We start from the raw sequence: 7,076 nt of genomic DNA, 5'->3' as shown, positions 1-7,076 counted from the left end.
GGTGTCGGCTGGTACGTATAGCGAATCTACAGTATGTTATGCGAAACTGATTCGTTTAAACGACTGTTATATTTCAAAAGGAGAGTACATTGCAAAATCAACCTATGAGTAGTGCCGACCAAGGTAAGCTACTAATTTTTTCGCTCTTGTTGGCCCCTTCGTTAATTTTTCTGTTCGGTATAATCCCTGCCATATTTTTGGGCTTTGGCATATATATGATGAAGAAGAATCAAGACTTCTCCAGTATTGACACCGCGGTCAAAAATTTTAAGGGCTATACATGGCTAGCACTCATCGGCTGTACTCTGAGTTCTATTTATTGGGGCAATAAGTATTTCAGTGCGGAGCGAAGCTATTATTACGATGATGAGTTCTTTGTTTCGTTAATGTTCGCTGGAATTGCTTTTGCCTATTTGATTGTGGTTCAGGTTTTATTTTACTCCCCCATGAATAGGCACAAAGAGTGGGTTGAGGTTAATGGAATATTTTCAACAAAACCAAAATCAGACAATGGCTCAATAAATCAGACAGAGGTAGACATAATAAAAGGCGAAAAGCTTAAACAATATTCTGTAGCTGACGAACTAACAAAATGGGCAAAGCTCAAAGAAGATGGTCACATTTCTGAAGAAGAGTTTAACGAAGCCAGAACCAAGCTTTTAAAGCGAAACTGAAAAATGGATCTTTACAACAAGCAATTCGAACTACGTCAAGAAACATCAGGCTATTGGCATAATAAGTCACATGATCTTTTGGTGTCTGCTCGCACTTTATGGAAGGCCATGCAAAGCGAAAAAGACTTAGAGATTAATTGCTGGGCAACTTACAAGATGCTTATAGGAATGTCTTTCGAACTGCTTTTTAAGGCACATTGCATTGGTTCTGATACAGAATTTAACCCCACTCATGATTTGGTCGCCTTGGCGAATACCGCAAACCTGCCTACTTCAAAAAGCGAAAACAAAATACTACAGGTGCTATCTGAATATGTTATTTGGGATGGACGCTACCCAACACCGAAGAAGCCTGAACATTTAAAAGGGCACTGGAAGAACCAAGCTGATTTATCAGATGAAAAGCTGGACTTGGAGAATTTAATGCCACTTTGGCGTCGTTTCTCTGATTCATTCATGGAGCAGTACAATTGAAATATAACAAGTTGCTGCACACGGAAAAATTACTCGCTGCGCTCCTAATTTTCCGGTGAGCAAGGCGTTAGGTGAATAGAAGCATATGTCCTACGAAATACATGGAAATTGGAAGGCTGGCTGGGCAATTGATTTACATACAGTTAGTAGCATTCCCCTCCCTGATGGAGGGTTTGATACTACGTACACGGACACTGGAAAGGCATTGAATCAGTTAAAATATCACTCTGACTATTCTCAAATTGAGCCGCTAGCCAAAACTGCTGTGGAGTTTCTTCGCACAAGAGTGGTGACTCCATACTTAAATGCAATCATCTCTGTCCCACCATCATTTAGTAGGGAGCTTCAACCTGTTCAGGAGATAGCAAAGAAGATTAGTGAAGCCTTAGGTATACCGCATGACCTCGATTATCTAATTAAGACCCGACCAACGGATCAGTTGAAAGGAGTAACCGATCAGGCTGAAAGGGAAAAAATCATTGCCGGTGCATTTAAGGTGGATGATCTGAGGTATAAAAATGGTAAAATTCTTTTATTTGATGATTTGTTCCGATCGGGAACAACATTAAATGAAATTACAAAAGTTCTTTATAACGAAGGCCAGGTTCAAAACGTCTATGTCGTCACGCTAACAAAGACGAGAGTAAACAGATGAGTGAAAGAGTTTTTATATCAGGTTCAATCACTATTAAAAAGCTGCCAAATTGTGTGAAGTCTAGTATCGATGCCATTTGTAAGGGCGGCATCGAAATACTAGTGGGTGACGCGAACGGCATTGATACAATGGTGCAGGATTATTGCAAAAAGGTTGGCTATAACTCTGTTGTAGTTTATTCGATCTATCAATCTCCACGCTATAAAGCGTCAGGATTTAAGTCGAAATTTGTTAATGTTCAAAGCGATTCAAAAAAAGAACGTGAGAGACAAAAAGAAAAAGATGCTGCCATGACACTTGAAAGTGATTACAGTCTTGTAGTGTGGGATGGCGTTAGCAAAGGCAGCTATGCAAATATTAATCGAGCATTGGAAAATGATAAAAAAGTGAAAGTATATCTAAAGGAAGTCGATTCATATCTTCCTCCATCAAAGATAGCAAAAACCGAAATTGATTTTATATTCAGAAAAAATAACGGATATACCGCCGCTGAAGTTGTTGAATATCTACAAAGTGAAGGAGAGGAGTTTTTCAGCAATACAAGGGCTTTAAATAAATGTCTTCTGGAAAACAAAATTATCAAAAAGGAAGATGGCATTTATTTGCCATCAGATGATTTCAAAAACCTATTTATGATTGATAAATATCACGGTGTGGTAAAGGGTATTAAGTTCACTGACGATTTTATATCTTGGATTGAAGATTGGATTAAGAAAAATCGCCCACCTGAAGAATTAAGCCTGCTATGAATTCACCTAACAAGGCGCTGCTGTCGGACAAATTTTACGCTGCGCTCCAAATTTGCCGCAGAGCGCGGCGTTATGTGCTTTAACTCATCAATAAGGAGTACCTATGTCTGGTCTATTTGGTAAAAAAAAACGGAAGTCGAGAAGCTGATTGACCAAGATGGGATTGATCATGCTACAAGGCGTTTTGCTGAAGTAATAAGCAACAAGCTGCCTACAAAAGAACTCGCGTATCAATTTATTCTTGAAGAAATTGAAGCAGCAAGTCAGGGTAATGATGTGGCAAGGAGCTTTGCTGATGCGAGTGGAATAAGCTCTAGTGAATACACTGGGGCGATAAACAATTCCAGTTATGAAATTGATGGCCCAGAAGGCCCACAGCAGCTACTGCTGCATCTATGCACTCAGCTAAATTCAAATACTGATCTGATGGTAGAGTTCAGGGTGCGAATAGCTGACAATATCATGAAGAAATTTTATTTAGGCAGGTATGCTCAGGATGTGCCTCTTGGTATTTCAAAATATGAAAATCTAAAACACATACTAACAAACGAAGAAATTCTAGACGCCATTGTTATGAGCGCATCAGGAATAAATCAAGCACCGATAAGCATTGCATTTGAAGTTAATGATGCAATCAAAATAGTCAATTATATTTCCAATCTGATTGGTATTTCTGGTTTAGAGCTGGTCAACGCAATTAGTGACCAGCAACATGATGAACAAATTCGCAAAATGATTACGGAGGCGGAGAGACAGAAAGATTATGAATATGTTGGTGATGGAGACGATTGGGCTGAAGAATTAATTTCTTGGGCAGAGCAAAATGATCTGCCTAGTTTAAAGCCTTTCGACTCGCCAGCATATCGTCAAACAGGGTTTCCGCGAAGCAAATCCGAACTGATGGGCTTGGAATTTTTACATCTTCCTTCATGTAATATATCCGAGTTGCCGGCATCAATCGGGAAGCTAAAAAACATACAGGCTATTTGCCTTGATGAAAATCAAATTTCAGAAATCCCGCAAGAAATTTGTAGCATTTCGAGTTTGGTGCGTTTGGATTTAGACGACAACCAAATATCAACCCTGCCAAAAGAAATTGGACAACTTCAGAATTTGCAGACGCTATCATTGAGAAATAACCCAATTTTAGACTTCCCCATAGAAATGACAGGTCTCCGGAATCTGAGAAAGCTGGATATCAAGGGTGTAAAAATCCACCTCAGCTCAAAGTACTCACCGCTATCTGCTAACGGTTTTGAGGTTTACAATTATTTCGATTCCAACGGCGTCATAAAAGAAGACAATTTGAGCTATTGGCTGGAAAATACAGACACATCTAATCTAGAGGTTACAGGGTAGCGACAATATGAGTATTGAAAAACTATACATGAGTAAAATGGGCGGCGATCTATCTCCTGCCGAATGCCAAAAGATTAATAGTCAGCTTGCATTAATTGCGTGTCTCTGACATACCAGAAGATCAGTTAGAAAATATTACCGACTACTTGGTAACAGCTCTAAATATGAACTCTGTTTCAACAAATGAAATCGACGCTTTAGAATCATTACTAAGCGAACTGCAACAGAGCACATAACAATCGCATGCACCGGACAGCAAAAAGCGCCGCCCTTCGTCGCTCTGCTCTTTGCTGCCGGTGATGCGTGGTGTTAAGTTTCCTCAGCATCGTGCAAATATCACTATTTCACACATAGTGGTATAATCCTTGTATTTAAATACACTACAACAGAGATATGGTTAAAAATGGCTTCTAGTTTCTTTTTTCAACAAATAGATAAGAACGAGTTAAACTCGGCTTTTATTGATGCCGCTGAATCTTATGCTGTAGAAAACAAGAAACAGATATATTTAATTGATAAGCCTTTAGGTGATAGCAAATACTCTTATGAGTACAACGATTGCTTAGTCCTGCTTGCGCCAGGTTATAAAATAACGTTTGTCCATTTCGGGGATGATGAAGATTCTTTCGAAGAATATGTGAATGATTTTATAGAGGATCTTGGATCAATATCTGATAAGTACAGATATAAAGATATTATTGGTCGTCCTAGAGCTTGGAAAAAAACTCTGATAGCAGAAGAAACATACAGCAGTGGTCAAAGCTTTAATGAGATAATGGATAATATTATCCTTAGTGGAGGTGAAAATAAAAAGCAATGTGAATTACTCCTTTCACTACTCACTGGCAGCATAAATGACATTGAAAAAGTCAAAGGAAATATTCCTGACAATATTTTAGACAAAGTAAAACAAAAAATTCTTCTTTTCGATGGCGATCAAACTAGATTTGTATATCAAAAACCGAGCAGTAAAAGAATAACTACTCAAGGGTTATCTGGTACGGGAAAAACTGAGCTTCTATTACATAAACTTAAAGAACTTTATGTTGAAGATAAAACGAGTAAGTTAATTTTTACATGTCATAATAAAATCCTTGCTGATAATCTCAGAAATAGAATTCCTGAGTTTTTTGACTTTATGAAAGTTGAAGAACAGATAAAGTGGTTTGAAAGACTTTGGTGTGTTAATGCTTGGGGATCGCAGAGCAACAAACACTCAGGTGCATATAGTTATATCTGTGATTTCTACAACATTCCTTTTTTGCGTTATAGGCCGAGCAATAATTTCGAAGCAGTTTGCAAACAAGCAATAGAACACTTAAAAAACATAGATATGGATCAGCATGGTTTCGCATTCGATTATATGTTGATCGATGAAAGCCAAGATTTTCCGCAATCATTCTTTGAGCTCTGTGAAAAAGTAACAGCGAAAAACATTTATGTTGCTGGTGATATATTTCAAAGTATATTTGATAGCAATATCATTAGTGAAATTGAACCTGACTATTTACTTAGTAAATGTTACAGAACAGACCCCAAAACCTTAATGTTCGCGCACGCATTGGGGATGGGCTTATTTGAAACACCTAAGCTAAGATGGTTAGAAGATAAAGAATGGAAAGCATGTGGCTATGTTGTTAATAAAAGCGATAACGAAGATTTATATTCTTTATCTAGAGAGCCATTAAGACGTTTCGAAGATTTAGAAAGTGAAAATTATTCAAGCATTGAGATTGTTAAAACAAGCAAAGATTTAGGAGAAGATGCTGAGTTAAAAATAATCGATATTATAAGGGAAATTCGCCAAGATAACCCTACAGTATTAGCTGATGATATCGGAATCATCTTCATTGATAATTCGAAAAATACTTATGCATCAGCAGATCGCCTTGAGATCTCAATCCCAAGAGAATTTGGCTGGGAAGTGAATAAATCTTATGAGTCAAAAGAGAAAATACCTGACACTCTATTTGTTAGCAACAGAAACAATGTAAAAGGGTTAGAGTTCCCATTTGTAATATGCGTTACTAAAAAACTACAGCCATCAAGAAGTTACAGAAATGCTCTTTACATGATGCTCACAAGATCATTCTTAAAAAGTTATCTTTTGTTGTCTCAAGATAGTAACGCTGAACTTATCGGTAGTATTGAATCAGGTCTAAATACTATTAAAAGCAATGGTCATCTCGAAGTTGTCGCTCCATCTAGAGAAGAGCAAGACCGAATAAAAACGACTATAAAGTACGATGATGATAATATTTCATTTTATGATTTTGTGCTTGGGATTTTTGATGAATTAGATGTTATGCCTATATTCAGAAAGCCTCTATACACCATTGTTCAAAGCATCGCTAAAGATAACTTTGACTATGACAAAGTTATGGAAATTGCTGAATTCAACTACAGACAGATGGTGAGCAGCAGTAAATAATGAAGCGGTTTAGCTTTAAGATTGATCAAAGACAGGTTGATCAGTTTTTCAAGCCTATACGGCATAAGTGCGACGTTATCGTCGCACTTATGAGAACTGTCAAAATAGTTATAATTGGTGAGCAGGCACCTGAGGAATACACATCTGGAGAAATCACTCTCATAAAATCGAAGATGAGCCGACTCTTTTTCTTTACGGAAAACAAGTATTTCTCAGTAAATTTCCCATTTAATATATCAGAGTCAGATGGTCAAATTTTCATCTCCAGCAGAAGAATTAACGAAATCGATAACAAATTAACTTCAGATATTATTTCTTTATTCTCTGATGCGGATAAAATTAAAGACTCAGAATTATATGAATTTTTTGAACCAATAATGGAGCTTGCAGATACGAATCCATCCCTTTGGGCGTTAGTCCAAGATTTATTGCTATTTGAAGATGGATATCTAAGGTATGACTATGACGAAGATCATGTCAATGGTGATATCCACCCTTTAAATCATTATGATATTTTTTATTCTTCTGACTCAACATTCAAAATTGGACTGAGAGATAGGATATCTAAAGAGACAATAATTGACATGGTAGAAGCTGAAACCAACTGCCATTTCATTTCCTGAAAAGCATTGTGGACATTACAAAAGAAACCTAACGAATAAGGATAGATTGCGCCCAACCGCAATCTTATCCTGTTGTTGCACAAGCCCGGGTTGATTTCTGGCGAGGAAGGT

The 7,076-nt window shown here is 37.4% G+C and carries 7 protein-coding genes; all 7 read left to right on the top strand.

The window, feature by feature from the left end; genetic code table 11:
• Positions 1–89 precede the first annotated feature (89 nt).
• Positions 90–674 (top strand): SHOCT domain-containing protein, encoded by a 585-nt coding sequence (locus KDK15_RS04785; RefSeq protein ID WP_257294224.1) that lies wholly within the window; start codon positions 90–92, stop codon positions 672–674.
• A 3-nt stretch (positions 675–677) separates the two neighbouring features.
• Positions 678–1,148, top strand: coding sequence for a hypothetical protein (locus KDK15_RS04780; RefSeq protein ID WP_257294223.1), 471 nt, complete (start codon positions 678–680; stop codon positions 1,146–1,148).
• A gap of 85 nt (positions 1,149–1,233) precedes the next feature.
• Positions 1,234–1,803, top strand: coding sequence for a ComF family protein (locus tag KDK15_RS04775; RefSeq protein ID WP_257294222.1), 570 nt, complete (start codon positions 1,234–1,236; stop codon positions 1,801–1,803).
• Positions 1,800–2,552: a hypothetical protein gene (locus KDK15_RS04770; RefSeq protein WP_257294221.1), complete on the top strand. Its 753-nt coding sequence runs from the start codon at positions 1,800–1,802 to the stop codon at positions 2,550–2,552. The genes KDK15_RS04775 and KDK15_RS04770 overlap by 4 nt, the downstream gene beginning before the upstream one ends.
• Positions 2,553–2,828: 276 nt before the next feature.
• On the top strand, positions 2,829–3,911 hold the full coding sequence (locus KDK15_RS04765; RefSeq protein WP_257294220.1) for a leucine-rich repeat domain-containing protein: 1,083 nt from the start codon (positions 2,829–2,831) through the stop codon (positions 3,909–3,911).
• A gap of 403 nt (positions 3,912–4,314) precedes the next feature.
• On the top strand, positions 4,315–6,342 hold the full coding sequence (locus KDK15_RS04760) for a DEAD/DEAH box helicase (protein ID WP_257294219.1): 2,028 nt from the start codon (positions 4,315–4,317) through the stop codon (positions 6,340–6,342).
• Positions 6,342–6,965, top strand: coding sequence for a hypothetical protein (locus KDK15_RS04755; protein ID WP_257294218.1), 624 nt, complete (start codon positions 6,342–6,344; stop codon positions 6,963–6,965). The genes KDK15_RS04760 and KDK15_RS04755 overlap by 1 nt, the downstream gene beginning before the upstream one ends.
• The last annotated feature ends 111 nt before the right edge of the window (positions 6,966–7,076 follow it).

Origin of the sequence: Endozoicomonas sp. YOMI1 (assembly GCF_024606345.1) — a bacterium.
Lineage (GTDB): Bacteria > Pseudomonadota > Gammaproteobacteria > Pseudomonadales > Endozoicomonadaceae > Endozoicomonas.
Note: the sequence above shows the minus strand (reverse complement) of the source record. Positions and strands in the feature narration are given on the sequence as shown.

Excerpts from the sequence above, each read along its gene's own strand:
- KDK15_RS04780 (WP_257294223.1), top strand. The coding sequence starts at position 678 with ATGGATCTTTACAACAAGCAATTCGAACTACGTCAAGAAACATCAGGC.
- KDK15_RS04775 (WP_257294222.1), top strand. The coding sequence starts at position 1,234 with ATGTCCTACGAAATACATGGAAATTGGAAGGCTGGCTGGGCAATTGAT.
- KDK15_RS04770 (WP_257294221.1), top strand. The coding sequence starts at position 1,800 with ATGAGTGAAAGAGTTTTTATATCAGGTTCAATCACTATTAAAAAGCTG.
- KDK15_RS04760 (WP_257294219.1), top strand. The coding sequence starts at position 4,315 with ATGGCTTCTAGTTTCTTTTTTCAACAAATAGATAAGAACGAGTTAAAC.
- KDK15_RS04755 (WP_257294218.1), top strand. The coding sequence starts at position 6,342 with ATGAAGCGGTTTAGCTTTAAGATTGATCAAAGACAGGTTGATCAGTTT.